The sequence below is a fragment of the Halopelagius fulvigenes genome (genome assembly GCF_055398025.1).
Genome location: NZ_AP043846.1, coordinates 1,609,687 through 1,635,629 on the forward strand (window position 1 = coordinate 1,609,687; position 25,943 = coordinate 1,635,629).

Consider the following 25,943-nt stretch of genomic DNA (forward strand, 5'->3'; position numbering starts at 1 on the left):
GACGCTTGCGACGCCGTTCGCCGCCTCTCAGTCCGCCGCGGTCGCTCGGTTCGCCGTCTCGACCGCGTACTGTCGAGTCACGTCGACGAGCGCCTTTCGGTAGTCGCTCTCCGTGGGGTCGGCGGCGAGCGATCTGAACTCGCGTTTGAACGTCTCCAGTTCGACCGTCGGCGCGTCGTCGGCGGCCGCGTGCGCGAGGTCGTACAGCCGGTGGCTCTCGTCGACCAGGTCGTGCCGTTCGACGAGGGCGAGGGCGAACGCCGCGTTGACGGCGGTTATCTCGGGGTCGGCGTCGGCGGTGACGAGCCTGGAGTCGGGCCACGGCGACGGCCCCGGTTTGGCCGCCAGCGCCCGCGCCAGTTCCGACTCGAGGAAGTGGACGAGCTTCTCCGCCGGGGCGACAGACAGCGTGATGTCGTCGGCGTAGATGTCCTTCATGTGATTCGCTATCTGATAGCAGTGTGCGACTTTTCGTCGTTCGACCGAACTCCCCGACAGCGCCAGAAAGATGGCTTCCTCCGTGGACTGAACGTGGGAGGCGTGTCGCTCCTCGTTGCGAGCCATGTGGGAGAGTTCGTGAAGGACGAGTTCGCGGGCCATCGCACTCGTGGCGGCCTGCCGCGAGATGTTGAGGACGTGGCGGTCCTCGTAGTGGGCGGCCCACGTGCGCTCGTCGGGGTCCTCGCGGACGTCGACGTGTACCGGTCGGTCGAGGTCGTACTCCGTCTCGAAGAGGTCGACGGCGCTCAAGAAGGGGTCCGCCGGTACGGACCCTCGTATCCGTAAATCCATGCGTTCCGTTATCACGGGGTCGGCGGGTATGACTCTTGTGCCGACGCCGCCGCGGCGAGCGGAGAACGCGGCGGAGGGGCGCGCTCGCGGCCGTCCCGATTGCCGCGCCCGTCGCTCGCGACGATTGTGTGAGAAATAGACATACCGGGGCGAGAGGCGGTCGAATCCGGCCGTTTCGCCACCGGCAAAACACTACCCTTTTGACCCTCCTTCCGGTACGGTGCTGTATAATGGGCCGACGAAAGAAGATTGTACAAGAGTGTGAGAAACTGATGGACAAACCGGAGCAGATCCGGAACATCGCCATCGCAGCTCACGTCGACCACGGAAAGACGACGCTGACAGACAACCTCCTTGCGGGCGCAGGGATGATCGCCGACGAAGGCGAGGCGACCCGCCTGATGATGGACACCGAGGAGGACGAACAGGAACGCGGTATCACCATCGACGCGGCGAACGTCTCGATGACGCACGAACACGAGGGGAAGAACCACCTCATCAACCTCATCGACACGCCGGGCCACGTCGACTTCGGTGGCGACGTGACCCGCGCGATGCGCGCCGTCGACGGCGCACTCGTCGTCGTGGACGCCGTCGAGGGCGCGATGCCGCAGACCGAGACGGTCGTTCGTCAGGCCCTCCGCGAGGGCGTCAAGCCCGCGCTGTTCATCAACAAGGTCGACCGCCTCATCTCGGAACTGCAGGAAGGTCCCGAGGAGATGCAGCAGCGTCTCACCGACGTCATCGGCGACGTCAACGAGCTCATCCGCGGGATGACCCAAGACATGGACAACGTCGACGACTGGACCGTCTCCGTCGAGGACGGTACCGTCGCCTTCGGGTCCGCCCTCTACAAGTGGGGCGTCTCGCTCCCGTCGATGCAGGAGACGGGCATGTCGTTCGGCGACATCATCGAACTCGAACGCGCCGACAAGCGCCGCGAACTCCACGAGAAGACGCCGCTGTCGGACGTCGTTCTCGACATGGTCGCCGAGCACTTCCCCAACCCGCTCGAAGCCCAGCCCCGTCGTATCCCGCGCGTCTGGCGCGGCGACGACGAGTTGGACCTCGCACACCAGATGCGCGACGTCGACGACGACGGCGAAGTCGTCTTCATGGTGACCGACATCTCGATGGACCCCCACGCGGGCGAAATCGCGACCGGTCGCCTCTTCTCCGGCACCATCAAGAAGGGCCAAGAGCTCTACGTCTCCGGGACGGCGGGGAAGAACCGCGTCCAGTCCGTCGGTATCTTCATGGGCGGCGAACGGGAGGAACTCGACCGCGGCGTCCCTGCCGGGAACATCGCGGCCGTCACCGGCCTCCGCGACGCCATCGCGGGTTCGACCGTCTCCTCGGTCGAGATGACGCCGTTCGAGTCCATCGAGCACATCTCCGAGCCCGTCATCACGAAGTCCGTGGAGGCGAAGAACATGGACGACCTGCCGAAGCTCATCCAGACGCTCCAGCAGGTCGCGAAGGAGGACCCGACCATCCGCGTCGAGATTAACGAGGACACCGGCGAGCACCTCATCAGCGGACAGGGCGAGCTCCACCTCGAAGTCATCACCCAGCGCATCCAGAAGAACCAGGGCATCCCGGTCGTCACCGGCGAACCCATCGTCGTCTACCGCGAGATGCCGCAGTCGCAGTCCCGCGAAGTCGAGGGCGTCTCCCCGAACCGCCACAACAAGTTCTACATCACGGTCGAACCCCTCAGCGAGGACATCGTCGACCAGATCAAGCGCGGCGAAGTCTCGATGGACATGCCCGAACTGGAGCGCCGCGAGGCGCTGCAGGAGGCCGGCATGGACAAGGACACCTCGCAGGACGTCGAACACATCCACGGCACGAACATCCTCATCGACGACACGAAGGGTATCCAGCACCTCAACGAGACGATGGAACTCGTCATCGAGGGTCTCGAAGAGGCGCTCGACGACGGTCCCCTCGCCGCGGAACCCGTGCAGGGGTCGCTCCTCCGCCTCCACGACGCGAAGCTCCACGAGGACACCATCCACCGCGGTCCGGCGCAGGTCATCCCCGCCGTCCGCGATGCCGTCCACCGTTCGCTCATCGACGCGGACATCAAGCTCCTCGAACCCATCCAGGACGTCCGCATCGACGTTCCCTCCGAGCACATGGGCTCGGCCTCCGGCGAGATTCAGGGTCGCCGCGGCCGCGTCGACGACATGTACCAGGAGGGTGACCTCATGGTCATCGAGGGCATCGCGCCCGTCGAAGAGATGATCGGCTTCTCCTCGGACATCCGATCTGCCACCGAGGGCCGCGCCTCCTGGAACACCGAGAACGCCGGCTTCCGCGTCCTCTCGGACAACCTCCAGCGCGAGAAGATAATGGAGATCCGAGAGCGGAAGGGAATGAAGCTCGAACTCCCGCAGTCCATCGACTACATCTAAGCGTCGGCAGCCGTCTCCGACGTTCTTCTCTCTTCGTCGCCGACCCGGAGCGACCGCTCCGCGTCGAACTCCGCTCTCGCCGTCCGTATCCCCCGAGAATCTCCCGACGAGTACCCCGACTCGCGCACGGGAGCGGTCTCGCTGGACGGCCGAGACCGTCGCCGAAGCGCACCGAGGGGATATCGCGTTCGACGGGGGCGACGGCGGCGGCGCGGCGGTGACGCTCTCGGCCCCCGCCTTTGACAGTCCTCAGTCGCGGAGGCGCACCGGACCGTCGCCGCCGCGCCCGCCCAGGAGGCTGGGGTTGTACTGCGCCATCGGATGCACCTCGAAGTCGCGGACGTGCCGCTTCACGCCGAAACTGTTGTCGAGGGTGAACGCCGGGAGGTGGACCCGGTCTTCGAGGAGCGTCGTGATGGCCTCCTCGTACAGCGTCCGTCGCTTCTCGCGTTTTCTCGTCCGGCGGGCGCGCCGGATGTTCTCCATCACCGACTCCTCGTGGTAGAACGTCCCGTTGGTGGCGTCCTCCTGACTCCAGTGGAAGAGCGGATAGAGGTACGTGTCCGGGTCCGGACCGCCGGCCCACGACCCGACGTACATCTCGTACTCCGTTTTGTTCCCGGAGGTGACCGTCTCGCGGAACTTCTTCCAGTGGTGTTTGACGACGCGGGCGCGCCGGAAGCCCGCGTTCTTCAGGCCGTGGGCGACGGCGTTGGCCAACTTCTCGCGCATCTTGTCGTTGTGGGGGACGACTATCTTCGGCGACCAGTTCTTCACGCCCGCCTCCTCGAACAGCACCTTGGCCTTCTCGGCGTTCTTGTCGTGAGGGATGGCCCGCCACTCGTCGAGCGGGAAGTTCCACGCCTTCGCGAGGCGGTTGGGGAGCGGACTCGGCTGGCGTTCGCCGCCCTCGCCGACGATGTGTTCGACGAACTTGTCCATCGAGACGAGGTAGTCGATGGCCTCGCGGACTTTCGGGTCGGCGGTGGGTTCGGTCCCGCAGTTGAACGCGAGGAAGTAGGAACTGAAACTGGGCCGTTGGACGATGGAGACGCTCGGCATCTTCCGCGTGGCCTTCCACAACTTGGGCTGGATTCGCTCCGCGATGTCGCTTTGACCCGTCTTCAGCGCCATCGACCGCGCGAGGCCCGCGTGCGTGTTGATGAGTTTGACCCGTTCTATCTTCGCGCCGCCGTCGCCCCAGAAGTCGTGCCAGCGGTTCAGGTACACGTACTTCCCGCGCTTGAACACCTTCGGTCGGTAGGGGCCGGACCCGACCGTCGAGTCGGGTCGCTTCCCGAACATCGTCGCGTTCTGTTCGCGGACGCTCTTCGGTACCACCTTGCGCGTCAGCGCGTACTCGAAGGCGGGGTAGGGGTGCGAGAGTTCGAACCGGACGGTTCGCTCATCCGGCGTCTCTATCGACTCCAGCATCTCCACCTGCCACGCGTTCGGCGACTCCTCGGCTATCGGCGCCTCGTACGTGTACTTCACGTCCTCCGCCGTCACGTCGGTCCCGTCTTGGAACGTTGCGCCCTCGGCCAGCGAGACGGTGTACGTCTTCCCGTCGTCGCTCACCGTCGGTTCCCCCGCGGCGAGGACGGGGACGCGGTTCATCCCTCGGTCGTACGCGTACAACCCCTGAAACACGAGGTTCGCCGCCTTCGCCGACCACGCGTCGGTCATCTCGATTGGGTCGAGCGTGATGGGCGGCAGAACCATCGAGTACCGGAGTTGCTCGCCCGAGTCGTTACCGGGGACGGCTTCGGCCGAACACCCCGAGAGCGCCGTTCCCGCGGCGACGGCAATACCCCTGAGTGCGTCGCGTCTACCGAGCGTCGGGTTCTCTTCGGTCATCATTTGTCACCCTTGGTGGACATCCACGGCAGTAGGTCTTCGATCGGTTCGCGTTCGAAGTAGAACAGTTCACTCCCGACGACGAGTATCGAGATGACGATGACGGTGTAGAAAACGCCGGGACTGTTGACGTAGAGGTTGTAGAGGAGCAGGGGGAAGAACACCACCGACCCGACGACGCCGACGGCGGGCACGACGGCGTACAGGTCGTCGAAGTCGTCGCGCTTGTGGAACGCGAGCCAACTCATACCGCCGAAGACGGCGATGAACGCCAGCGAGGCGAACGACGTGATGCTGGAGAGACTCCCGTAGACGGCGAACGCGGCCGAGAGGACGCCGAGGACGACGACGATGTTCTTCGGGATGTCGTCGTCGCCGCCGCCGCCGAATCGCTCGGGGAGGAGTCCCATGTCGATGAGGTCACGGGAGAACTGCGCGCTGCTGAAGAGCGTCGCGTTGACGGCGCTCGCGGTCGAAAACAGCGCGGAGAGGCCGATGACGAACGCGCCGATGCGGCCCATGAACTCGATGCCCGCGTAGAGCAGCGACACCTCCGGCGCGACGGCGATGACCGACAGTTGTAGGAGGCTCACCGTCGTCAACGCCACCAGGACGTACAACGCCGTCGCGGTGGGGATGGAGACGTAGATGGCCTTCTTGATGTTCTCGACCGGATCGTCGAACTGCCCTTGGTCGTAGAGGAGCAACTGCCAGCCTTGGAAGGCGACGAACGACATCGCCGCGCCGACGACCGGACTGGGGGTGAGCACCTGGTCGAACCCGAACGTAAGCGTGCGGCCGTTGAAGGCGTACCAGACGCCCCACAGGCCGAAGACCCCGATGACCGCGACTTTGAAGGCCGTGAGCACGTCCTCGGCCTTCCCCGTCTCCGAGGCGCCCATCAGGTTGAGGCCGACGAAGACGGCGATGAGGATGGCGGCGACGACGTTCGCCACCGGGACGCCGAGGAAGTGGAGTCGGCCGAGTAACTCGGAGAAGAACCCGGCGAACGCGTAGGCGTACAGCGCCATCGACCCGATGTAACCGAACAGGAGCGTCCATCCGGTCATCCCCGCGAGGGTGTCCTGTCCTACGTACTCCCGGATGAACGTCGGCGCGCCGCCGTTGCCCTCCGCGTGTTCGTTCAACTTCACGTAGCTGTACCCCGCACACATCGCTACCGTCCCCGCGACAAGGAAGGCGACCCACGCGGCGGTCCCCGAGATGGCGACGACGATGCCGAACGCGGAGTAGATTCCGCCTCCGATCATCCCTCCCAGCGCCATCGCCACCGCTTCCTTCAGGCCCAAACTTCCCATGCACGAGGGTCGCCCGTGCAGCGCGGAGTATTTGACGGCCGGTCGTCAGAGTTGTTTTTCTCAGGCTATCCCCCGTCCGAATCCGTCACGCGTGCGAACGCTCGGCCGACGCCGGACAGATTTGCAATCGACGAAGGCTTATAAGCCGAGCAACGAGTTGTCGGTAGTATGCAGACGGGGACCTCCCTCCCGCGCCGCATCGACACGGAGCAACAGTCCGACCGCTCCCTGTCGACAACAGGCGAGCGACGCGTCCGGGGGGTGGAACGATGAGCGACGAGGAGTCCGCTCCGGCGGCCGACCCCGAGGAGGTCACCGAGACGGACGGCGGCGAACGGCCGCAGCCGCACACGATTCGCCTCGAACTCGTGGACGAACCGGGCGAACTGCTCGCCGCGCTCCGTCCGATCTCGGACAACGGCGGCAACCTCCTCTCTATCTTCCACGAACGGGGGAACCTGACGCCCCGCGGCCGCATCCCCGTCGAAGTGGACTTGGAGTGTCCGCCCGACCGCTTCGACACCATCGTCGAGGCCCTCCGGGACGAGGGGGTCAACGTCATCCAAGCGGGCGCGGAGCGCTACGGCGAGGAACTCTCGGTCGTCCTCATCGGCCACCTCGTCGATACGGACCTCTCGGATACGCTCCGGCGCATCGAGGAGTGCAGTTCGGCGTCGCTGTCGGACATCTCGCTCAACGCGCCGGAGGGTAGAGAGGACGTTTCGAGCGCCCGCCTCCGCCTCGCCACCCGCGCGGGCGAGACGCAGGCCGCGATAGACGCCGTTCGGACGATAGCCGACGAGAAGGACCTGCACGTCGTCGAACCCCTCACGGAGGGGAGCGCATGAGCGGAAAGCGCCTCGCCGTCGTCGGCGCGGGTGCGGTCGGCGGGTCCGTCGTCGAACTCGCCGCGGAGTACGGTCACACCGTCACCGCCTTCGCCGACTCCTCGTCGGCGGCGGTCGATGCGGACGGCCTCGACCCCGACGCCGTCCTCGCCCGGAAGCGGACGGAGGGCGTGGTGGGGAGCGACGACCCCGAGGACGCCGTAGACGCCGAGTACGACGTGCTGGTGGAGGCGACGCCGACGACGCTCGGCGACGCGGAACCCGGATTCTCCCACGCGCGCGCGGCCCTCGAACGCGACCGGCACCTCGTGCTGGCGAACAAGGGGCCGGTCGCGGAGCGCTACGGCGAGTTGATGTCGCTCGCTCGCGAGAGCACGGGCGACGTTCGGTTCGAGGCGACGGTCGGCGGCGCGATTCCCGTCCTCTCGACCGTCGAGGACCTCGGTCCCTCGCACGTCGAGGCCGCGCGCGGCGTCCTCAACGGGACGGCCAACTTCGTCCTCTCGCGGATGGCCGCCGAGGGCCTCGGCTACGAACACGTCCTCGCGGAGGCGCAGGACCTCGGCGTCGCGGAGGCCGACCCCTCCTTCGACGTCGAGGGGACCGACGCGGCGCTGAAGTGCGTCATCCTCGCGAACGTGCTCTCGGACGACAGCGAGTACACCCTCGAAGACGCCGAAGTCGAGGGCATCACGGAGATACCCGGGAGCGCGCTGGACCTGGCGGCCGAGGACGGGCGGACGATTCGCCTCATCGGCGAGGCGACGGCCGACGGCGGCGTCCGCGTCGGTCCGCGCCTCGTGCCGAAGAACGCCGCGCTGTCGGTCACCGGGACGCGGAACATCGTCCAACTGGAGACGGCCCACGCCGGCCAGTTGAACATCAGCGGACGCGGCGCGGGCGGCCCGGAGACGGCGACGGCCGTTCTCGCCGACGTGGAACGGCTCGACTGAGCGCCGACGCCCGGCGTTCCCGTCACCGGAATTGCACGTTCGACCGGAAACTCCGGGATGCGGTGTGACATCTCCTCGCACAAATCGCGGTACGGCGGCGCTCCGGGCCGTATAGCGTATCGAAATCGTTTTAGGTGTTTCAGGTTAAACACCCTTCCACAGAGCGCCTTAGCGCGTGACCCACCAATGAGTGACAAACCGCACCAAAACTTGGCCATCATCGGCCACGTTGACCACGGAAAGAGTACGCTCGTGGGCCGACTCCTGTTCGAGACAGGGTCCGTCCCCGAGCACGTAATCGAGCAGCACCGAGAAGAGGCCGAGTCCAAGGGCAAGGGCGGATTCGAGTTCGCCTACGTCATGGACAACCTCGCCGAAGAGCGCGAGCGCGGTGTCACCATCGACATCGCCCACCAGGAGTTCGACACCGACGAGTACTACTTCACCATCGTCGACTGTCCTGGTCACCGCGACTTCGTGAAGAACATGATCACGGGCGCCTCGCAGGCGGACAACGCGGTTCTCGTCGTCGCCGCCGACGACGGTGTCGCGCCCCAGACCCGTGAGCACGTCTTCCTCGCCCGCACGCTGGGCATCGGCGAACTCATCATCGCCGTCAACAAGATGGACGTCGTCGACTACAGCGAGGACACCTACAAGGAGGTCAAGGAAGAAGTCCAGAACCTCCTGAAGCAGGTTCGCTTCCGCTCCGAGGACGCGACGTTCGTCCCCATCTCGGCGTTCGAGGGCGACAACATCGCGGAAGCGTCCGACAACACGTCGTGGTACGACGGTCAGACGCTGCTGGAAGCGCTCAACGACCTGCCGGAGCCGGAGCCGCCGACGGACGCGCCGCTTCGACTGCCGATTCAGGACGTCTACACCATCTCCGGCATCGGTACCGTCCCCGTCGGACGTATCGAGACCGGTGTGATGAGCCCCGGCGACAACGTCTCCTTCCAGCCCTCCGACGTGGGCGGGGAAGTGAAGACGGTCGAGATGCACCACGAAGAGGTCGACCAAGCGGGCCCCGGTGACAACGTCGGGTTCAACGTCCGTGGCGTCGGCAAGGACGACATCCGCCGCGGTGACGTCTGCGGTCCCGCCGACGACCCGCCGTCCGTCGCCGAGACGTTCAAGGCGCAGGTCGTCGTCATGCAGCACCCCTCGGTCATCACGGCCGGGTACACGCCGGTCTTCCACGCCCACACGGCGCAGGTCGCGTGTACCATCGAGGAGATCAACCAGAAGCTCGACCCCTCCTCGGGCGAAGTCGCCGAGGAGAACCCCGACTTCATCAAGTCCGGCGACGCTGCGGTCGTGACGGTCCGACCGCAGAAGCCGCTCAGCATCGAGCCGTCGGGCGAAATCCCGGAACTCGGCAGCTTCGCCGTCCGCGACATGGGTCAGACCATCGCGGCCGGCAAGGTGCTCGAGGTCAACGAGCGATAGAATGCAGCAGGCACGCGTTCGTCTCGCCGGGACCAGCCCGGACGACCTCGACGACATCTGCGACGACGTCCGCGAAATCGCCAACAAGACGGGCGTCAATCTCAGCGGGCCGATTCCGCTGCCGACGAAGACGCTCGAAGTTCCGACGCGGAAGTCCCCCGACGGAGAGGGGACGGCCACGTGGGAACACTGGGAGATGCGCGTCCACAAGCGTCTCATCGACATCGACGCTGACGAACGCGCCCTGCGCCAACTGATGCGCATTCAGGTGCCGAACGACGTCAGCATCGAAATCGTCCTCGAAGACTGATTACGAGGCCGACCGTTCGGACGAGGCGCACATCTTAGGGGTCGTCTCGCGTCCCGTGTGCGGTCCACGACGCTGAGGCGTCCGCGCCTTCTCTCTCACTTTCGACTCTCGACCCGCCAGCGACCGCTCTCTCCGTTCGCGGGTGTGCGACGCGTTCGCTTTGCCGATTCGAAACAGAAGGTACAAATGACCGCACGCCTTCGAACGAAGTGCGGGCTCGTAGATCAGTGGCAGATCGCTTCCTTCGCAAGGAAGAGGCCCGGGGTTCAAATCCCCGCGAGTCCATTCGCGCTTCGCGCGACACCGAAGGAACGCAACTCCTTCCCGCTGTGCGATTCTCCTATGCTCTTTATAACCGAGAGCGGTGAGTCCATGCGAGTTCGCGGTGATTCTTGTCCCGGTGAGTTGAATCGAGGTTCGCGTCCGGTCCTCGCCGTGAGGGGATTCCATGGATGCAACCAGGAACGTTCGAAGATAAGTTTATCCCTCAAACAGTAGAAACAGCCGCTAAGTAGGAGTGCCTATTTATCGGGGCGAGTCGAGAAGAACACCCAACGCCCACCATCTTCGGTTAACGTGTCGGCGGTTCCCCACTCATCTACGACAGTGAAACCAGCGTTCCGTAGGTGTTCTCGTGTGGCTTCTGCTCCGGCGATATGCCACTGCATCTCGGTACCGCTCCCAAGCCAATTCGGATTTGACCCACTCCATTCATCAGGGCCTTCGGAGAGGAGCAACCGCCCGTCGGGACGCAAGATGCGCGCGAACTCGTCGATAACCGCTTGGTGTTCTTCCAGTGGAACGTGAATCAACGAGTGGTATGCAGTGATCGCATCAAACAGGCTGTCGCGGACAGGAAGATTTGTCATATCGCCCTGTATGAGCGACGCACGAGGAGCGTTTTCCGTGGCCAACTCCAGTTGTGTACGGGAAAAATCCATCCCGGCTGCGGTCGTCGATGCACTCAACTGGCGGAGGACTGGTGCCCCCTGTCCGCAACCAGCATCGAGAACACGCGCAGACTCCGAAAGCGGTCTGAGAAACTGGTCGAGTATGTCCATCCCGTGACCGCCTTCAGACCGTTCTGCGGCATACGTCTCGGCTAAGTTATCGTAACTGCGTCGAACAACGTCCTTATCAACCATTCCGATTAGATACTGGCGTATAGCACTTCAATTTTTCATGAAGGTGTTCAATTCGAGCTCTGTACTGAACGATGTGAGTTTCTCATTCCTGCGGAGCCTTGAGTTGGTTCGTAGACGAAAGGAAGACTCGGTTGTAGAGGAGGAGAACTAACACGGTGGAGAGAACGGCCGTCACGATGGGGACGATAGTTACTGCGACTCCGCCTATCCCCAGCAGAGTGGTCACCATCTGTCCGACGATCAGTCCGAGCGCTATCCCCGTAACGAGGCTCAAGACGTTCTGAAGCGGACCGGGGGTGTCCTCCGTAGAACTCGCTAGAATTTGATGTTCGATTCACATTCCATAACCTTTCTCGAACAGAGGTTGTGCTCGCAGGTGACCCACTTCGCACGGCTACCGACGAACGAAAAACCGCGTCGCCGACCGATTGTTCGAGAAGTGCCCGGCCCTCGGATCTGCCGAACCCTCTGATACGCTTCGCTAGAACTCGTTCAGGGACGTGTGTTCGAACGGTCCGGGAACACGTTTCCGCCGTCTTCCAGCGACTCGACCGTCGATTCGAACACCCCCCTCGCGTTCTCGTTCAGGTCGCCCAGTATCGCGTCCCGGCCGAGGGCGCTGGCTCCGATTCCGACGCTTCCCGACCCCGCCAAGGGGTCGAACACGAGGTCACCCTTCTCGGTGAAGTGTTCGAGCAACACGCCCACCACCTCCAACGGGAGGCGGGTCGGGTACTTCGGCATCTCCTTCAGATAGTTTCGTTTGACGTCCAGCACCGAGAGGTTCGACTCGCCCTCCTGGCAGTGCTCGAAGGAGCACTCGTTCGAGTAGTACCAGTCGTCGCCCTTCACGAGCCAGAATAACTCGTAGACGTTGTGCGCGGGGCGCCTCTTGCAGTAGGGGGCGAAGTTGTACGCCCAGTACAGCTTCCCCTCCAGTCGCCACGTCTCGTGGTCGAGCGCGGTCTGATGGAGGATGTGGCTGTTGTCCTTGCCCGAGAAGACGATCGCTTGCCCGTTAGCGGTGGTGTTCCGCGCGAGAGCGTCCAGTAACTGATCGACCTTCTCCGCGTACCGGTCCGTCTTCCACTCGACGTACCCGTCCACGACGCGGGATTCGTCTCGGTTGTAGTTTCCCGCCTTCCCGCCGAATTCGAGACCGAACGGAGGGTCGGAAATCGCGATATCCGCGTCGACGTCGCTCCACTCGGTCATGTCGTTTAACTCGTAGGAAAGGTCCCCGTGAACGCCCCCCGAGAAGATATCGCTCATCTTCTCAGATCACCGCTCACGGAGCGTAAGTGTCCTCTGACGCTCCGCTCTCCGGGCCACTCCGACGCGCGGGCGGACACTCATCTAGTCGCTCACGTGTCCGGCCGCATGTCGAACCCCTCTACCTCCATAATCTCCCGCTCGCCGCACTCGGGACACCGTTTGCGCGCCTTCTCGAACCGCTCGCCGCACTCGACGCACTCGTACTGAACCCCGCGTTCGGTGTCCGGGACGAGCATCTCCTTCACCGTGCTAATGAGGCTCACCCGAAGAGATAGGCGATAGGCGTTGAAAGGCGTTTTTCGTCGGTGCGCGTACCTTCACGGACGACGACAGTTCAGTCGTCCGCCGTCGCCGTCTTGCCTCCCGACGGCCCGCGGCCCTTCGACTTCGCCTGTACCGCTATCGTGTCCTTCGCCCGAACGTCCCGCGAGGAACTGCCGACCAGAACGTCGAACGCGCCCGCTTCGACCGTCCACCCGTCCTCGGGGTGGTAGAAGGAGAACGCCTCCTCGTCGAGCTCGAACTCCACCGTCGTCTCCTCGCCGGGCGAGAGGCGCACCTTCTCGAACGCCTTCAGCTCCTTCGGCGGTCGCTCGACGCTCGCGTCCCTGTCGCCGACGTACAGTTGCACCACCTCGGCGCCCTCGTAGTCGCCGACGTTCTTCACCCGCACCTTCGCCTTCACCGTCTCCTTGTTCCGGTTCTTCACTTTCGGCGTGACCCGGAGGGCGTCGTACTCGAAGTCCGTGTAGGACTCGCCGTGGCCGAACGGGAACCGCGGTTTGACGCCGTGTTCGTCGAAGTGGCGGTAGCCGACGAAGACGCCCTCGTCGTAGTACACCGTCCCGTCGATTCCGGGGTAGGCCCGCGCGCCGTCCGGGAGCGTCGCCACCTCCCCCGGGAGGTAGTCCTCGACGCTCTCGGCGAACGTCACCGGCGTCTTTCCGGACGGATTGGCCTCGCCGAACAGGAGGTTCGCCACCGCCGTCCCGCCCTCCTGTCCGGGGAACCACACCTGCAGGATGGCCGGCACGTCGTCGGCCCACGGCGTCGCCACCGGCGCTTCGGTGTTCAGCAAGACGACCGTTCGGTCGTTGGCGTCGGCGACGCTCTCGATCAGCGCGTTCTGGTTGCCGGGGAGTTCGTACTCGTGGCGGTCGTCGCCGTAGAACGTGTCCGTCCGCGCGAGGACGACCGTCTCGTCAGCCGACTCGGCCGCCTCGACGGCGTCCGCTATCGCCTCGGGGGTGGTCCACTCGAAGCGGACGGGAGCGGTGCCCGCCGCGTCGACGCGAACCTCGTACTCCTCGCCCGCTTCGAGTTCGACGGCGGCCTCCTCGGTCTTCGGGCCGGAGAACCCGCCGCCTTCGCTCCAGATGACCTCCTCGCCGTCGAGGTAGACGGCTCCCTCCCCCTGACTCGCCAGTTGGAGGGCGAACGTCCCACTCGACGGCGCGGTGAGCGTCCCGGACCATCGGACGGTGACGTTGTCGGAGGCGATGCCGTCGAGGTCCGACTCGGTGAGGTCTATCTGCTCTTCGACGCGCGTGCGCACCGGGTCGCCGGACCAGTCGTCCGAGGCGAAGTACTCGGCGGTGAACCCCGCGTCGCCGCTCTCGGACGCGAACGCGTCCGGTCCGGCGAGTTCGTACTGGTCCGTCGCGACGGGCGTGACCGTCACGTCGTCGTCGACGCTCTCGATGCCCGCCACCGGACCGACGCGGCGGATGGCCTCGATGTGGTCGCTGCCGCCGACGCTCGGTTTGAACTCCTCGGGCGTCGGACCGACGACGGCGAGTTCGTCCACCTCGTCCTCGTCGAGGGGGAGAACGCCCGAGTCGTTCTGCAGGAGGACCGACCCCTCTTCGGCGATTCGCTGGGCGAGTTCGAAGTGCTCATCGGTCCCGCGGACGGGTTCGGATCCCTCTCGTTCGCCGGAGAGCGCGCCGATTTCGGCCTGCGAGTCGAGCGTTCGGCGCACCATCTCGTCCACGACGCTCTCGTCGAGTTCGCCGCTCTCGACGGCTTGCTTCAGGGCGTCGCCGAAGTAGTTCTCGGACGGCATCTCCACGTCGAGGCCGCTTTTCGCCGCGTCCACGGTACTGTGAGTTCCGTACCAGTCGGAGACGACGAAGCCGTCGAACTCCCACTCTCCCTTGAGAACGTCGCGCAGTAACTGCTCGTTCTCGCTGCAGAACTCCCCGTTGACCTTGTTGTACGCGGGCATCACCGCGCCGGCGTCGCCCTCCGTGACGGCCGCCTCGAACGGCCGGTAGTATATCTCGCGGAGGGCGCGTTCGTCCACTCTGACGTCGTGTTCGGAGAAGGAGAAGTAGTCGTTCACATCGCCGGTCGTGCTGGCCTGATTGTAGCAGACGAAGTGTTTCAGCGTCGCGATGACGCCCTCGGACTGGACGGCGCCCGTGTACGTGGCGGCCATCGCCGACGCGAGGGCCGGGTCCTCGCCGTACGTCTCGCCGCTTCGAGCGTGGAGGGGGATGCGGAACGTGTCCATCGAGGGCGCGAGCAACACCTCGACGCCCCCGCTTTTCACCTCGCGGGCGATGGCCGCGCCCATCTCGGCGTTGAGGTCCGGGTCGAACGTCGCCGCCGCCGCTATCGGATGCGGGAAGTCCGTCGTCGGTTCGCCCAACGACGCGCCCGGCGGCCCGTCGGCCATCCCCATCCCGGGGACGCCGAGTCGTTCGACCCCCTGCAGGTAGCCCGCGATTCCCTCCGGGCCCCCTTCCGCGCCGTGCGTCCGCGACACTTTCTCGTCTAACGTCATCTCCTCCACCAGTTCGGCCGCGTCAGCGTCGCCGTCGGCGGTGGTCCCGCCCTCGCCGTCCTCCCCGGCGGCCGCCGTCCCCGAGAGCGCACCCCCGGCGGCCGACACCGCGGCCGCTAACTGGACGAACTGCCGCCTCGATACCCCTGAAACGTCGTGGTGTTCCTCTTCGGACACGGAATGTGCGGTGAACTCACATGATAATAAATATCATAGTCGTTCACGAAAATTGCGAGCGAGCGTCTTTCTCTCGAACTAGGGCGACGACGGCTTGAGCGGCGCAACGACAAGTGGTATCAATACCCATGGCTTAGGGCCGAACGGTGGGCACCGATGGCGTTCCTCACCGACCTCAAGGAGAGAATCGACCGGTGGCGCACCGCCGACCCGTACCACTACGAGTGCACCGTCTGCGAACGGACGTTCCAGTCGGACCGCAGGAAGTGTCCCGACTGCGGCGGCGCCGTCGAACGGGCCACCGGAACGGAATCGACGGGGGCAGAACCGCTCCCGTGAGTCGGTCGGTCCGCCGGCCGGCGTCCGGTCGGCGTTTTTCCCGTCGCCCCGTCTTCGGCCTGTTCCCCCGCGTCTCTCCGAGTTCTCGCCGTCCGCCGGCGGGAAATGAACCGGCGGAGGCGACGCCTCGCTAACACAGGTTGGGTCGTCCGGCTACCGGTCGCTCGATCACCGCAGTCGGTCACCGGGCCGAAAGTGACTCCCGGGTACGCCGCGACTTCAGGGCGATGGCCGACGAACCGATCGCACGCGGAGAACGGAGGCGACGCACGGAGTCGGGGGAACCGCACGTCCAGACCGTCGCACGGGAGTTCGCGGCGCTGAACTTCGCCGCCGGCCTCCTCACGATGGTCGGTCCGACCGTCGAGAACGACGACGACGGACTCGTGAACACCGATCCGGGCCTGTTTCTCGGTGCCGTCGCGGTCAACGGCAGACACTCGATGCTGCACGTGACGTACGGCGCAGTCGGGTTGCTCGCTTGCCGCACCGAGGCGTCGGCCCGCGCCTACTTGGGACTCGGCGGCGTCCTCTTCGCCGGCCTGTTCGCGGCGGGGTGGCGCGCGTTCGGCTTCGAACGCGGCGTCCACCTGGTGATGGGGATGGCGATGGACGGGTGGGGGAACCTCGCCCACGCCCTCCTCGCGGCGTTCGGTCTCCGCCGCGCGTTCGACGCCGAGTGAAGCGGAGTGCGCCGCGTCCGAACGCGGCGGCGTCCGCGATTAGTCCTCGTCTCGGGGAAGTCGATTCGGAGAACGCCCTCGCTGTCGTCGTTGACCCCTCCCGGGTAGGAGTAAAATTATCACACAGCACCCCGTCGTCTCCGACAGAACATGGACGACGCAGCGTACGACGACCTCATCTCGTCCGTGACGCCGCACGAGTCTAGCGGCGGCGTCACCACGTACCGCAACACGGTGAGCATCGCCTGTCCGGCCTGCGAGAAACCGTTCGACGACCTCGTGGTCTGCGAGGAGGAGTACAACAGCCTCGAACTGAGCATGCTGTTGGACCTCTGCGTCACGACGCACGACGACGACGTGCTACTCTTCACCCACAAGAAGTAGCGTCGCGGGCGGACGGGAGGGCGGTCAGTCCTCGCGCAGGTCCGCTTGCTTGGGCGGCAGACCCTTCTCGTTGACGACGTTGCCCTCGTCGTCTACGGTCCGGAGGCCGCGGTTGTTCACCGCGTAGGGGTCAAGATGCACCTCTTCGAGGAACTGCTTGTACAGTCGCTCGGCGGTTTCGGCGTCCTTCTGGCGGTCCGACGCCCGGTCGCACAGTTCGATGAGGTCCTCGGGGACGTCGTTCTCGTGGACGATCCAGTGGTTGATGAGGTCCGACAGTCGGCGGATGGGCGAGGTGAAGTGCCCGTAGATGTCGAAGTTCAGGGCGTGGTGCCCGCCGAAGGGGTCGTTCATGTACTTCGCGCGGGGCATCACTTTCAGGACGGCACGCTGAATCTTGTTGAGGGCGCGCGGCGGCGAGTTTTCGAGAGCGGCGTTGACGGCCTTCCGCGGGTCGTCGAACGACGCGCTCGGGATGGAGACGCCGTCGAGTTCCATGATCTCGCGGAGCGCCTTGTCCCACTGGTCGGGGGTCGGTTGCGGGTGGACGCGGTACATCGCCTCGACGCCGCGGTTCCACATCAGTTCGTGCGTGACGGCCTTGTTGGCCTTCAGCATGCACTCCTCGATGATGGTGTGCGCCCTGTCGCGCCGCGGGTTGAGGACCAGAGAGCCATCCTCCTTTCGCTGTTGGTGCATCTGGTCCGCGAGTTCGAAGACGAGGTTACACTCCTCGTGAAGCGGCAGGTCCTCGTCGTCGAGGCGCGCCTCGCACTGCGTGTAGGTGAGTCGTTCGTCCGACTCGATGACGGATTTGTAGATCTCGATGTTCTCGAAGGAGAGGTTCTCCTTGTCTATCTCCATCTCGACGGTGTGGGCGAGGCGGTCCTCGTTGGGGACGAGCGAACAGACCGTCTCCGCCAGCGTCGGCGGGAGCATGTGGATGGTGTACGCGGGCAGGTAGACGGTGTTGCCGCGCTTTACCGCCTCGTCCCACATCTCCGACCCGGGGTGGACGTAGTGGCTCACGTCGGCGATGTGGACCCACAGCGTGTACGTCTCGTCGTTCTCTTCGATGCTGACGGCGTCGTCGAAGTCCTGTGCGTCCACCGGGTCCGTCGTCCACGTCGTCAGGTCGCGTAAATCGCGTCGCTCGTCGATTTCGTCCTGAATCTCGTCGTGGACGCCCTCGGTTCGTTCCCGGGCCTCAGTGAGGACTTCCGGCGGGAACTTGTCCCGAATCTCGAACTCCTCGAAGAGTTCCTCGCGTTTCTCTTGCAGTTGCCGGGCGACGTCGGGGCTGATTTCGACGGGCCCCTGCCCCTCCGCCGTCCCGGCCTGCGCCTGCGCGTCGTTCGACATGCGCACGACTAAACGGGAGAGGTAGTTAGTCGTGTCGCACGCAGGGTCGATACCTCGGCGGGCGAGGGGGCCGTCCTTCGGTCTCTCGCCCGTCGCGTCCGCTCGACGGATTTTTTCGGGGGTCTCAAAAATCGGGCGGCAGCCGCGGGCGTCGCGTCAGGACTCTCGGTTCGTCTCTTCGGCGGACCCGTACCGTTCCTCTACCGCGCCGAAGTACCGACTGAGGAACTCCGCACGGTCCGCCCCGTCTCGTTCCACCTCCACGAGGAGTCCCTCCAACTCGTCTCGGGGTTGGTGACAGAGCCCCCGATAGCACTCCTTACAGAGGTGTTCGAACTCCTTTCCGTGCCGGTCCCAACGGTTGCCCTCTTTGTCGTACTCTCGCGCCTCCGAGCGGAGGACCGAGGTACCGCAGGCGATGCAGACGACCATCTTCCGGTCCCGGTTGGTCCGGGAGCGCCACATACGATTCACCAAGCGCCGCCGTTACTTAGCGTTTATTCCCGTTCGACCGGCTCGTCGGGGCGTAGACGGTCTGTCTACGGAGAATGTGGCCGAACCCGTACGCTTCGAATAACGGTCGATTTATTCGCGCCCGCGGCGCACTAACGAACATGAAGGTGAAGTCCCGGCACCACCTCCGGAGCGACGAGATAGCCGACATCGAAGACACCATCGCCGACCGCACGGGCGTCGAACTCGACGGCGACGCCTACGAGATGGTCGAACTCGCGGACTCGGAGTACGACATCGTCCTCGTGGACGGCGAACCGGTCGTGATGTTCCTCGACGGCGACCCGGCGTTGACCGTCCGCGGCGCGAACCAGTACTCGCCGTCGCGCAACGTCGTCACCGTGGACGCGGGCGCTATCTCGTTCGTCAGCGACGGGGCCGACGTGATGCGCCCCGGCATCGTCGAAGCGGACGACTCCATCGAGTCGGGCGATTTCGTCCTCGTCGCCGAGGAGACGCACGGCAAGGTGCTGGCGGTCGGCCGCGCACTCGAACCCGGGAGCGAGATGGTCGGCGACTCGGGGAAGGTCGTCGACTCGATACACCATGTCGGCGACGAACTGTACGAGTTCTCCGTCTGAGTCGCCGGACGCTCTCGCCGTCTCGGTCGCTCTCTCACTCTCTCTCGGTCGCTCTCTCGCGCGCGCTCACTCTCCGTGGTACTTCTCGATGGCGGCCTCGTACCCCTCCTTCGCCGCCTCGTACGTCTCTCTGAGGTCGGCGACGGGCGTCCGCGAGGCGTCCACGCGCAGGTCGTCGTAGTACGGTTCCGGCGCGCGCGCCTCCGTCGTCTCCACGACGAGGGCGGCGCTCTGCACCTCTAAGTCCTCGCGCCTGTCGCCGCCCGCCTCGTGCCCCGCTTCCAACGCGTCGACCAATCGCTCCGCCAACGGGGCGTCTCTGCCTCCTTCCTCGTACGCCGCGGCGGCGGCGTCCACGACGGACTCGCCCGTCAGGAGGTTGCCGGCGACGGTGTAGTTCTCGCCCTCGACGTGGCCGTACCACCCGTGGCAGTCGTCGCCGGAGAACGCGAACGTCCCCTCGGCGTCCACGCCGTGGAGCTGTCGCTGACGTCGCCCCTCGTCGGCGTTCAGCAACGCCTCCAACGCGTCTTCGACCGCGAGGCCGTCGTCGATGTACTCGATGCCCTTCCGCCCCAACTCGACGTTGGTGAAACTCTGGGTGGCGACCGCGCCGTTCTCGCTGGCGAACGGACAGAGCACTCCGACGCCGGGAAGCCGCGTCGTCACGGCGACGCCGAACCGGTCGTGCGTCTCCCCGCCGGCGTCGTACTCCTCGCGGACGCAGATGCTGAATGTCACGTCGGCGTCGTCGCACTACCCGAGCAAAAACCTCCGTGAGGCGGCACGCCGCGCCCGCTTCGACCCGCCGTCGGACGAGCGTCTGACGTAAGAACTAACCCCGAGCTAGCGCTTTTAGGTCGCATGGGTATCATGAGCAAAATCCTCAGCGGGGGAGGACAGCACACGTCTGAGGACTACGTCGAGCTGGACTTAGACGAGTTCGACACCGCGCGCGGCGAAGCGGGTACGAGCGTCCGCATCGCCGCGATAGGCGGTCAACAGGACGTCATCGCCATCAAGGACGCCGTGTACGACGGCGACATCGTCATCGCGGACATCACCCGTCACACGACCTCCGACAGTACGATGGAACACATCGTAGACGACCTGCGACAGGTCGCGAACGAGGTCGACGGCGACATCGTCCAGAAGGGCGACGACCAGATCATCATCACGCCGACCGGCGTGACCGTCGCCCGAGAGAAGCTGTAGTCCGCGTCGCCGACGCGACGTTTTCCGTCACCGCCCCGCGGAGAGCGGACGCTCTCGCCGGTTCGCCCCCTCGCTTCCGTCTCTCCGCGTCTCTCCTCATTCTCCTCTCTCGCTTCGGTTCTCTTTCGCACCTCCTCTTCGCCCCCGACGGTCTCCGTACTTCCCTCCCTCTCACCCTTCTCTCCGCACCGCGTTTCGTCGCCTCCGGCGCGACCCGAATCGGCCGTCTCCGTGTCGTACCGTAGCACGAAGTGTGTTTCCGTCTCCCGCGAACCGACGGGTTTTCACGCCGCCGTCCCCTCCCGATATCTAGATGAGTAAGGACTTTATCGAGGTTCGAGGTGCCGAAGAACACAACTTGAAGGACCTCGACGTCCGGATTCCGCGGGAGTCGTTTACGGTCGTCACCGGCCTCTCGGGGTCGGGGAAATCGTCGCTGGCGTTCGACACGGTGTACGCCGAGGGTCAGCGTCGCTACATCGAGTCGCTGTCGGCGTACGCTCGGAACTTCCTCGGACAGATGGACAAACCGCAGGTCGAGGCCGTGGAGGGACTGTCACCGGCCATCTCCATCGACCAGAAGAACGGGGCGAACAACCCCCGTTCGACCGTCGGGACGGTCACCGAACTGCACGACTACCTCCGTCTCCTCTACGCGCGGGTGGGGACGCAGTACGACCCCATCACGGGCGAGGAAGTCGGCGAACAGTCGGCCCAAGACATGGTCCGGCAGATCCTCTCGCTCCCCGAGGGGACGCGCGCGAAGATCGCCGCGCCGGTCGTCCGCGACCAGAAGGGGGCGTTCGAGGACCTGTTCGACGAACTCGTCGCCGACGGGTACGCCCGCGTCGAGGTGGACGGCGAGTCGTACGACCTCACGGTCGAACGGCCCGAACTCGACAAGAACTACGACCACACCATCGACGTGGTGGTAGACCGGGTGAAGATATCGCCCGAGGCCCGGTCGCGCATCACCGACAGCGTCGAGACGGCGTTGGAGGAGGCCGACGGCGTCTTGAAGCTCATCGTCCCCGACCCGCCGGCGGACGTGCCGTTCGCCTCGAACACCCGTTCGACCGGGTCGCTCGCGGGCGACGGCGACGACAGACTCGTCGTCGAGTTCTCCGAGGAACTCGGCAACCCCAACTCCGACTTCCACTTCTCGGAGGTCGAGACACGGTCGTTCTCGTTCAACAGTCCGCACGGGGCCTGTCCGGAGTGCGAGGGCCTCGGCCAGACGAAGGAGGTGTCGGAGGACCTCATCGTCCAGGACCCCTCGAAACCGCTGAAGCACGTCTTCGAGCCGTGGTCGTACAACCGGACGTACTACCGGCGGCAGATAGACAACGTCGCGGACCACTTCGGCGTCTCCGTGAACACGCCGTTCGAGGACCTCCCCGAGGAGGTGCGGGACGCCTTCCTGTTCGGCACCGACGAGGACGTGGTGTTCCAGTGGTCCACGAAGAACGGCGTCCGCCGGAAGGAGCAACCGTTCGAGGGCGTCGTCGAGAACCTCGAACGCCGCCACGTCGAGACGGACTCCGACAGGACGCGCGAACACATCGAGGAGTTCATGGCCGTCACCACCTGCCCCGAGTGCGACGGGACGCGCCTGAAAGAGCAGTCTCGGCACGTCCTCGTCGACGGCACCTCCATCACGGAGATAAACCGCATGAGCATCGGGGACGCCCTCGAACACTTCGAGGGGCTAGAGGAGAACCTGACCGACCGGGAGCGAACCATCGCCGAGGAGATATGCAAGGAGATTCGCGCCCGACTGGGCTTCATGGAGGAAGTCGGCCTCGACTACCTCACCCTCGACAGGGAGGCGGCGACGCTCTCGGGCGGCGAGAGCCAGCGCATCCGCCTCGCCACGCAGGTGGGGTCCGGACTCGTGGGCGTCCTCTACGTCCTCGACGAACCCTCCATCGGCCTGCACCAACGCGACAACGACCGCCTCCTGAACACGCTCTGCGGCCTGCGTGACCTCGGGAACACCCTCGTCGTCGTCGAACACGACGAGGAGACGATGCGCCGCGCCGACGAGATTATCGACATGGGTCCCGGCCCCGGCAGTCGCGGCGGCGAAGTCGTGGCGCAGGGCGACTTCGACGACATCGTCGCCGCCGACGCCTCCGTCACCGCCGACTACCTCTCGGGGCGAAAGGAGATTCCCGTCCCCGAGGAACGCCGCACCTCCGACGCGGCGCTGACGGTCCGCGGGGCGCGCCAGCACAACCTGAAGGACTTGGACGTCTCCATCCCCGTCGGCCAGTTCACGGCCATCACGGGCGTCTCCGGGTCGGGCAAGTCCACGCTGATGCACGACATCCTCTACAAGGGACTCGCCCGGACGATGAACGACAACACGTCCGTGGACCCCGGCGACCACGACGCCATCGAGGGCACCGAGCACATCGAGACGGTGCGCCTCATCGACCAGTCGCCCATCGGCCGCACCCCGCGGTCGAACCCCGCGACGTACACCGGCGTCTTCGACTACGTCCGCGAACTGTTCGCGGAGACGAAACTGGCGAAGCAACGCGGCTACGACAAGGGTCGCTTCTCGTTCAACGTCAAGGGCGGCCGCTGCGAGGCGTGCGGGGGGCAAGGCGACGTGAAGATAGAGATGAACTTCCTCTCGGACGTGTACGTCCCCTGCGAGGAGTGCGGCGGCGCGCGCTACAACGACGAGACGCTCGACGTGACGTACAAGGGCAAGACCATCGCCGACGTGTTGGACATGGAAGTCGAGGAGGCGTTGGAGTTCTTCGAGGCGAACTCGCAACTCCGCCGCCGCCTCCAACTCCTGAAGGACGTCGGGTTGGACTACATGACGCTCGGCCAGCCTTCGACCACCCTCTCGGGCGGAGAGGCCCAGCGTATCAAACTCGCCGAGGAGTTAGGGAAGAAACAGACGGGCGACACGCTCTACCTCCTGGACGAACCGACGACGGGCCTCCACAAGGAGGACGAGCGAAAACTCATCGACGTCCTGCAACGCCTCACCGACAACGGCAACACCGTCGTCGTCGTCGAACACGAACTCGACTTGGTGAAGAACGCGGACAACGTCCTCGATTTGGGCCCGGAGGGCGGCGAGAACGGCGGCGAAGTCGTCGCCTCGGGCACTCCCGAGGAAGTCGCGCGGACCGAGGAGTCCCACACGGGCCGGTACCTCCGCGACTTGCTCCCCGCGGTGGACATCGAGGGGCCGCGGTCGGACCGCCGCAAGCCCGCGAAAGTGACCGGCGACGACTGAGCGTCGCTCTCTCGGGCGACGCGCGGCGGAGAAATCGAGCGGTCGGCTCTCTCCGCCCGGCGACTTACTCCTCCTCGGTCGCGAGGAGGATGGTGGCCGCACAGAGGGAGACGCCGAGGCCGAAGACGCCGACTCCTTTCGTGAGGAGGCCGCCCCGTCCGGCGTCCGCGTCGAACGACAGCATCAGGGACGCGAGCCAGAATCCGCCGACGACGAGCGACCCCATTCCAACGGCGTATCTCGCCGTCCAGTTCGGGGACATCACCTTCTGATGCGAACGCCGCCGGAATTAATCTATGGCTTCGATTATCGCAGACGATAACGCGAACGGCGCGCGGAGGCGAGTGTGGGGTGACATCTTTTCCCGCTCGGCGTGCTATCAACGTACATGACGACCTGCTACGCCGCCCTCCGAAACGCCCTCCTCGTCATCCCGGAGGTCGACGAGCGTCGCTCGTCGGCCGACCGGACGCCGTCCGGCGACGGCGCCTCCGACACGACGACGCACCTTGACGGACACGATTTAGAGGCCCTCGACGCCCGCGACGGGACGGTCTGTTGCGGCACGTTCGACGACGGACTGTACCGAAGCGAAGACGGCGGGGAGACGTGGACGCGCGCTTCGGGACTCCCCGACTCGGTGACGAGCGTCGCCGCCGGCGGGCGACCGGGCGAGTGGTGGGCGGGCACGGAACCGAGCGCCGTCTACCGGTCCGACGACGACGGGCGGACGTGGGAGCGACGCCCCGGCCTCACCGACCTGCCGTCGGCGTCCTCGTGGTCGTTCCCGCCGCGGCCCCACACTCACCACGTTCGGTGGATAGAACCGGACCCGTCCGACCCCGACTACCTGTACGTCAGCATCGAAGCCGGCGCTCTCGTTCGGACGCGTAACGGGGGCGAGACGTGGGAGGACCGCGTCCCCTCGGCCCGCCGGGACAACCACTCGCTGACGACGCACCCCGACGCGCCGGGGCGGGCGTGGGCCGCCGCGGGCGACGGGTACGCGGAGACGGCCGACCGCGGCGAGGTGTGGGACCGCCCGCAGGAGGGACTCGACCACCGCTACTGTTGGAGCGTCGCCGTCGACTTTCGGGAATCGCAGAGCGATTCCCGAGCACACCAGAACTCGGAGAGTTCCGGGGATGCCGCGGACCCGTCGCTCGTCCTCCTCTCGTCGGCCCGAAGCGCCCGCGTCGCGCACAACACCGACAGGGCGGAGTCGTACCTCTACCGACGCCGGGGCGACGACCCGTGGGAGCGACTCGACGACCGGGGTATCCCGACGGGCGAGGGCGTCCTCCGCGCGGTTCTCGCCCGCGGCGACGAGGCGGGGACGTTCTACGCGCTTCACAACCGCGGGCTCTACCGGACGACGGACGGCGGGGACTCGTGGGCGCGCCTCGACGTCCGGTGGGCCGACGCGTTCGAGCGACAGACGCCGCGCGGACTGGTACTCGGCGAGTGACGCCTCAGAGCCGCGGACGCGGGTCGCCCGCGCCGTAGTGGCGGAGCCGACTCTCCGCGGCGGCGGCGACGAGGGCGACGCCGAGGGGGACGACCCACCCGACGGCGTAGAGCACGCCGAAGGAGAACTGCCCCTCCGAGGGGGTGACGAGGACGAGAACGAGTCCGGCGGCGACGACGGCGGGCGGCGACAGGCGGTTCAGGCGGATGCCGACGTACACCGGCACCGTCCCGAGGACGAGGAGTCCTCCGGCGATCCAGAGCAGAAGCGCCGCGGAGGGGAGCGTCGCCTCGAAGCGGAAGCCGGACGCGCTCAGCACCGCCACCGCGTAGACGACGCCGACGGCGATGCACCCGACGCCGGTCCGACCGTCCAGTCTCTCTCCGGCGCGCGGGTGTTCGGTCGCGACGTATTCGAGAACCGAGATGGCGAGGACGAGTACCGCCACGACGACGACGCTCGGCAGGAAACTGAGCAGCGTGAGCGATTCTGGGGTGACGACGCCGAAGCGCACGGCCCCGCCCGCGGCGAACCCCAACCATGGCACGAGAAGCGAGAGCGCCGTCGCTACGGGCAGGGGAGTCAACAGCCCCCGCTCGTGCGTCTCGGCGACGAGGACGCCCATTCCGCCGAGCACGGCGGCGTACAGCGCCGTCGCGAGGAGGAACTCGCCCGTGACGCCGCCGACGCCGACACCGAGGCTGAGGAGGTAACTGGTGAACGCTACGGGGGCGAGGACGGCGGCGAGGACGGCGTCTCGGCGCATGATATGCTAGTGTCTTTCATACATCAAAATAGTT

Annotated in this window: 24 protein-coding genes and 1 tRNA gene; 13 read left to right on the forward strand and 12 right to left on the reverse strand. The window is 65.8% G+C overall.

Going from position 1 to position 25,943, the window contains the following annotated elements; genetic code table 11:
* Positions 1–27: 27 nt before the first annotated feature.
* Entirely contained in the window at positions 28–792 is a 765-nt protein-coding gene (locus ACZ522_RS12965; protein ID WP_379698835.1) for a DUF5781 family protein, read from the reverse strand.
* 230 nt (positions 793–1,022) lie between these two features.
* On the opposite strand from ACZ522_RS12965, the gene ACZ522_RS12970 reads away from it, so the two are divergent.
* Complete coding sequence (locus ACZ522_RS12970) at positions 1,023–3,212, forward strand: elongation factor EF-2 (protein ID WP_379698833.1); 2,190 nt, start codon at positions 1,023–1,025, stop codon at positions 3,210–3,212.
* Positions 3,213–3,461: 249 nt separating this feature from the next.
* Here ACZ522_RS12970 and ACZ522_RS12975 read toward each other — a convergent pair whose 3' ends face one another.
* Positions 3,462–5,069, reverse strand: coding sequence for an ABC transporter substrate-binding protein (locus ACZ522_RS12975; RefSeq protein ID WP_379698831.1), 1,608 nt, complete (start codon positions 5,067–5,069; stop codon positions 3,462–3,464).
* Positions 5,069–6,388, reverse strand: a complete 1,320-nt coding sequence (locus tag ACZ522_RS12980; protein WP_379698829.1) for an APC family permease — start codon at positions 6,386–6,388, stop codon at positions 5,069–5,071. Before ACZ522_RS12980 ends, ACZ522_RS12975 begins: the two co-directional genes overlap by 1 nt.
* Before the next feature lie 269 nt (positions 6,389–6,657).
* On the opposite strand from ACZ522_RS12980, the gene ACZ522_RS12985 reads away from it, so the two are divergent.
* The 5 genes from ACZ522_RS12985 (at position 6,658) to ACZ522_RS13005 (ending at position 10,236) form a co-directional block, all read left to right on the forward strand.
* Positions 6,658–7,236: an amino acid-binding protein gene (locus tag ACZ522_RS12985; RefSeq protein ID WP_379698827.1), complete on the forward strand. Its 579-nt coding sequence runs from the start codon at positions 6,658–6,660 to the stop codon at positions 7,234–7,236.
* Positions 7,233–8,189, forward strand: a complete 957-nt coding sequence (locus ACZ522_RS12990; RefSeq protein WP_379698825.1) for a homoserine dehydrogenase — start codon at positions 7,233–7,235, stop codon at positions 8,187–8,189. Before ACZ522_RS12985 ends, ACZ522_RS12990 begins: the two co-directional genes overlap by 4 nt.
* Positions 8,190–8,375: 186 nt before the next feature.
* Positions 8,376–9,641 carry a translation elongation factor EF-1 subunit alpha gene (tuf, locus tag ACZ522_RS12995; RefSeq protein ID WP_379698823.1) on the forward strand — a complete coding sequence of 422 codons (1,266 nt, stop codon included), beginning with the start codon at positions 8,376–8,378 and terminating at the stop codon, positions 9,639–9,641.
* Position 9,642: 1 nt separating this feature from the next.
* Complete coding sequence (gene rpsJ / locus ACZ522_RS13000) at positions 9,643–9,951, forward strand: 30S ribosomal protein S10 (RefSeq protein WP_092538099.1); 309 nt, start codon at positions 9,643–9,645, stop codon at positions 9,949–9,951.
* Between the two features lie 213 nt (positions 9,952–10,164).
* Positions 10,165–10,236: transfer RNA gene (locus ACZ522_RS13005), tRNA-Ala, on the forward strand.
* A gap of 236 nt (positions 10,237–10,472) precedes the next feature.
* Here ACZ522_RS13005 and ACZ522_RS13010 read toward each other — a convergent pair.
* The 4 genes from ACZ522_RS13010 to ACZ522_RS13025 form a co-directional block, all read right to left on the reverse strand.
* Complete coding sequence (locus ACZ522_RS13010; RefSeq protein ID WP_379698821.1) at positions 10,473–11,096, reverse strand: class I SAM-dependent methyltransferase; 624 nt, start codon at positions 11,094–11,096, stop codon at positions 10,473–10,475.
* 492 nt (positions 11,097–11,588) lie between these two features.
* Positions 11,589–12,311: a DNA methyltransferase gene (locus ACZ522_RS13015; RefSeq protein WP_379698819.1), complete on the reverse strand. Its 723-nt coding sequence runs from the start codon at positions 12,309–12,311 to the stop codon at positions 11,589–11,591.
* Between the two features lie 149 nt (positions 12,312–12,460).
* The gene (locus ACZ522_RS13020) at positions 12,461–12,634 is read right to left on the reverse strand and encodes an FmdB family zinc ribbon protein (RefSeq protein ID WP_379698817.1); all 174 of its coding nucleotides are present in this window, start codon (positions 12,632–12,634) and stop codon (positions 12,461–12,463) included.
* Between the two features lie 71 nt (positions 12,635–12,705).
* A complete protein-coding gene (locus tag ACZ522_RS13025; RefSeq protein ID WP_379698815.1) occupies positions 12,706–15,336 on the reverse strand; it encodes a beta-glucosidase in 2,631 nt (876 codons plus the stop codon).
* A 156-nt stretch (positions 15,337–15,492) separates the two neighbouring features.
* Here ACZ522_RS13025 and ACZ522_RS13030 point away from each other — a divergent pair, with 156 nt between their 5' ends.
* The 3 genes from ACZ522_RS13030 to ACZ522_RS13040 all read left to right on the forward strand — a co-directional run bounded on the left by ACZ522_RS13030 (position 15,493) and on the right by ACZ522_RS13040 (position 16,742).
* A complete protein-coding gene (locus tag ACZ522_RS13030) occupies positions 15,493–15,675 on the forward strand; it encodes a hypothetical protein (RefSeq protein WP_379698813.1) in 183 nt (60 codons plus the stop codon).
* Between the two features lie 227 nt (positions 15,676–15,902).
* Complete coding sequence (locus ACZ522_RS13035; protein ID WP_379698811.1) at positions 15,903–16,358, forward strand: DUF4383 domain-containing protein; 456 nt, start codon at positions 15,903–15,905, stop codon at positions 16,356–16,358.
* Between the two features lie 150 nt (positions 16,359–16,508).
* On the forward strand, positions 16,509–16,742 hold the full coding sequence (locus tag ACZ522_RS13040; RefSeq protein ID WP_092538087.1) for a DUF7385 family protein: 234 nt from the start codon (positions 16,509–16,511) through the stop codon (positions 16,740–16,742).
* A 24-nt stretch (positions 16,743–16,766) separates the two neighbouring features.
* Here the strand turns inward: ACZ522_RS13040 and ACZ522_RS13045 are convergent, their stop codons facing one another.
* Both ACZ522_RS13045 and ACZ522_RS13050 read right to left on the reverse strand, forming a co-directional pair.
* Positions 16,767–18,104, reverse strand: a complete 1,338-nt coding sequence (locus tag ACZ522_RS13045) for a ribonuclease catalytic domain-containing protein (protein ID WP_379698808.1) — start codon at positions 18,102–18,104, stop codon at positions 16,767–16,769.
* A 156-nt stretch (positions 18,105–18,260) separates the two neighbouring features.
* Positions 18,261–18,569 carry a DUF7562 family protein gene (locus ACZ522_RS13050; RefSeq protein ID WP_379698806.1) on the reverse strand — a complete coding sequence of 103 codons (309 nt, stop codon included), beginning with the start codon at positions 18,567–18,569 and terminating at the stop codon, positions 18,261–18,263.
* Between the two features lie 149 nt (positions 18,570–18,718).
* Between ACZ522_RS13050 and ACZ522_RS13055 the strand changes: the two genes are divergently transcribed.
* Positions 18,719–19,198, forward strand: a complete 480-nt coding sequence (locus tag ACZ522_RS13055) for an RNA-binding protein (protein WP_379698804.1) — start codon at positions 18,719–18,721, stop codon at positions 19,196–19,198.
* Between the two features lie 66 nt (positions 19,199–19,264).
* On the opposite strand, the gene ACZ522_RS13060 is transcribed toward ACZ522_RS13055, so the two are convergent.
* Complete coding sequence (locus ACZ522_RS13060) at positions 19,265–19,939, reverse strand: DUF1028 domain-containing protein (protein ID WP_379698802.1); 675 nt, start codon at positions 19,937–19,939, stop codon at positions 19,265–19,267.
* Positions 19,940–20,062: 123 nt separating this feature from the next.
* On the opposite strand from ACZ522_RS13060, the gene ACZ522_RS13065 reads away from it, so the two are divergent.
* A complete protein-coding gene (locus ACZ522_RS13065) occupies positions 20,063–20,413 on the forward strand; it encodes a cell division protein SepF (RefSeq protein ID WP_379698800.1) in 351 nt (116 codons plus the stop codon).
* A gap of 313 nt (positions 20,414–20,726) precedes the next feature.
* Complete coding sequence (gene uvrA, locus ACZ522_RS13070) at positions 20,727–23,675, forward strand: excinuclease ABC subunit UvrA (protein ID WP_379698798.1); 2,949 nt, start codon at positions 20,727–20,729, stop codon at positions 23,673–23,675.
* A gap of 64 nt (positions 23,676–23,739) precedes the next feature.
* On the opposite strand, the gene ACZ522_RS13075 is transcribed toward uvrA, so the two are convergent.
* Complete coding sequence (locus ACZ522_RS13075; RefSeq protein WP_379698796.1) at positions 23,740–23,937, reverse strand: hypothetical protein; 198 nt, start codon at positions 23,935–23,937, stop codon at positions 23,740–23,742.
* A gap of 126 nt (positions 23,938–24,063) precedes the next feature.
* On the opposite strand from ACZ522_RS13075, the gene ACZ522_RS13080 reads away from it, so the two are divergent.
* Positions 24,064–25,143, forward strand: coding sequence for a beta propeller repeat protein (locus ACZ522_RS13080; RefSeq protein ID WP_379698794.1), 1,080 nt, complete (start codon positions 24,064–24,066; stop codon positions 25,141–25,143).
* A 4-nt stretch (positions 25,144–25,147) separates the two neighbouring features.
* On the opposite strand, the gene ACZ522_RS13085 is transcribed toward ACZ522_RS13080, so the two are convergent.
* Positions 25,148–25,909, reverse strand: a complete 762-nt coding sequence (locus ACZ522_RS13085) for a hypothetical protein (protein ID WP_379698792.1) — start codon at positions 25,907–25,909, stop codon at positions 25,148–25,150.
* Positions 25,910–25,943: the final 34 nt, after the last annotated feature.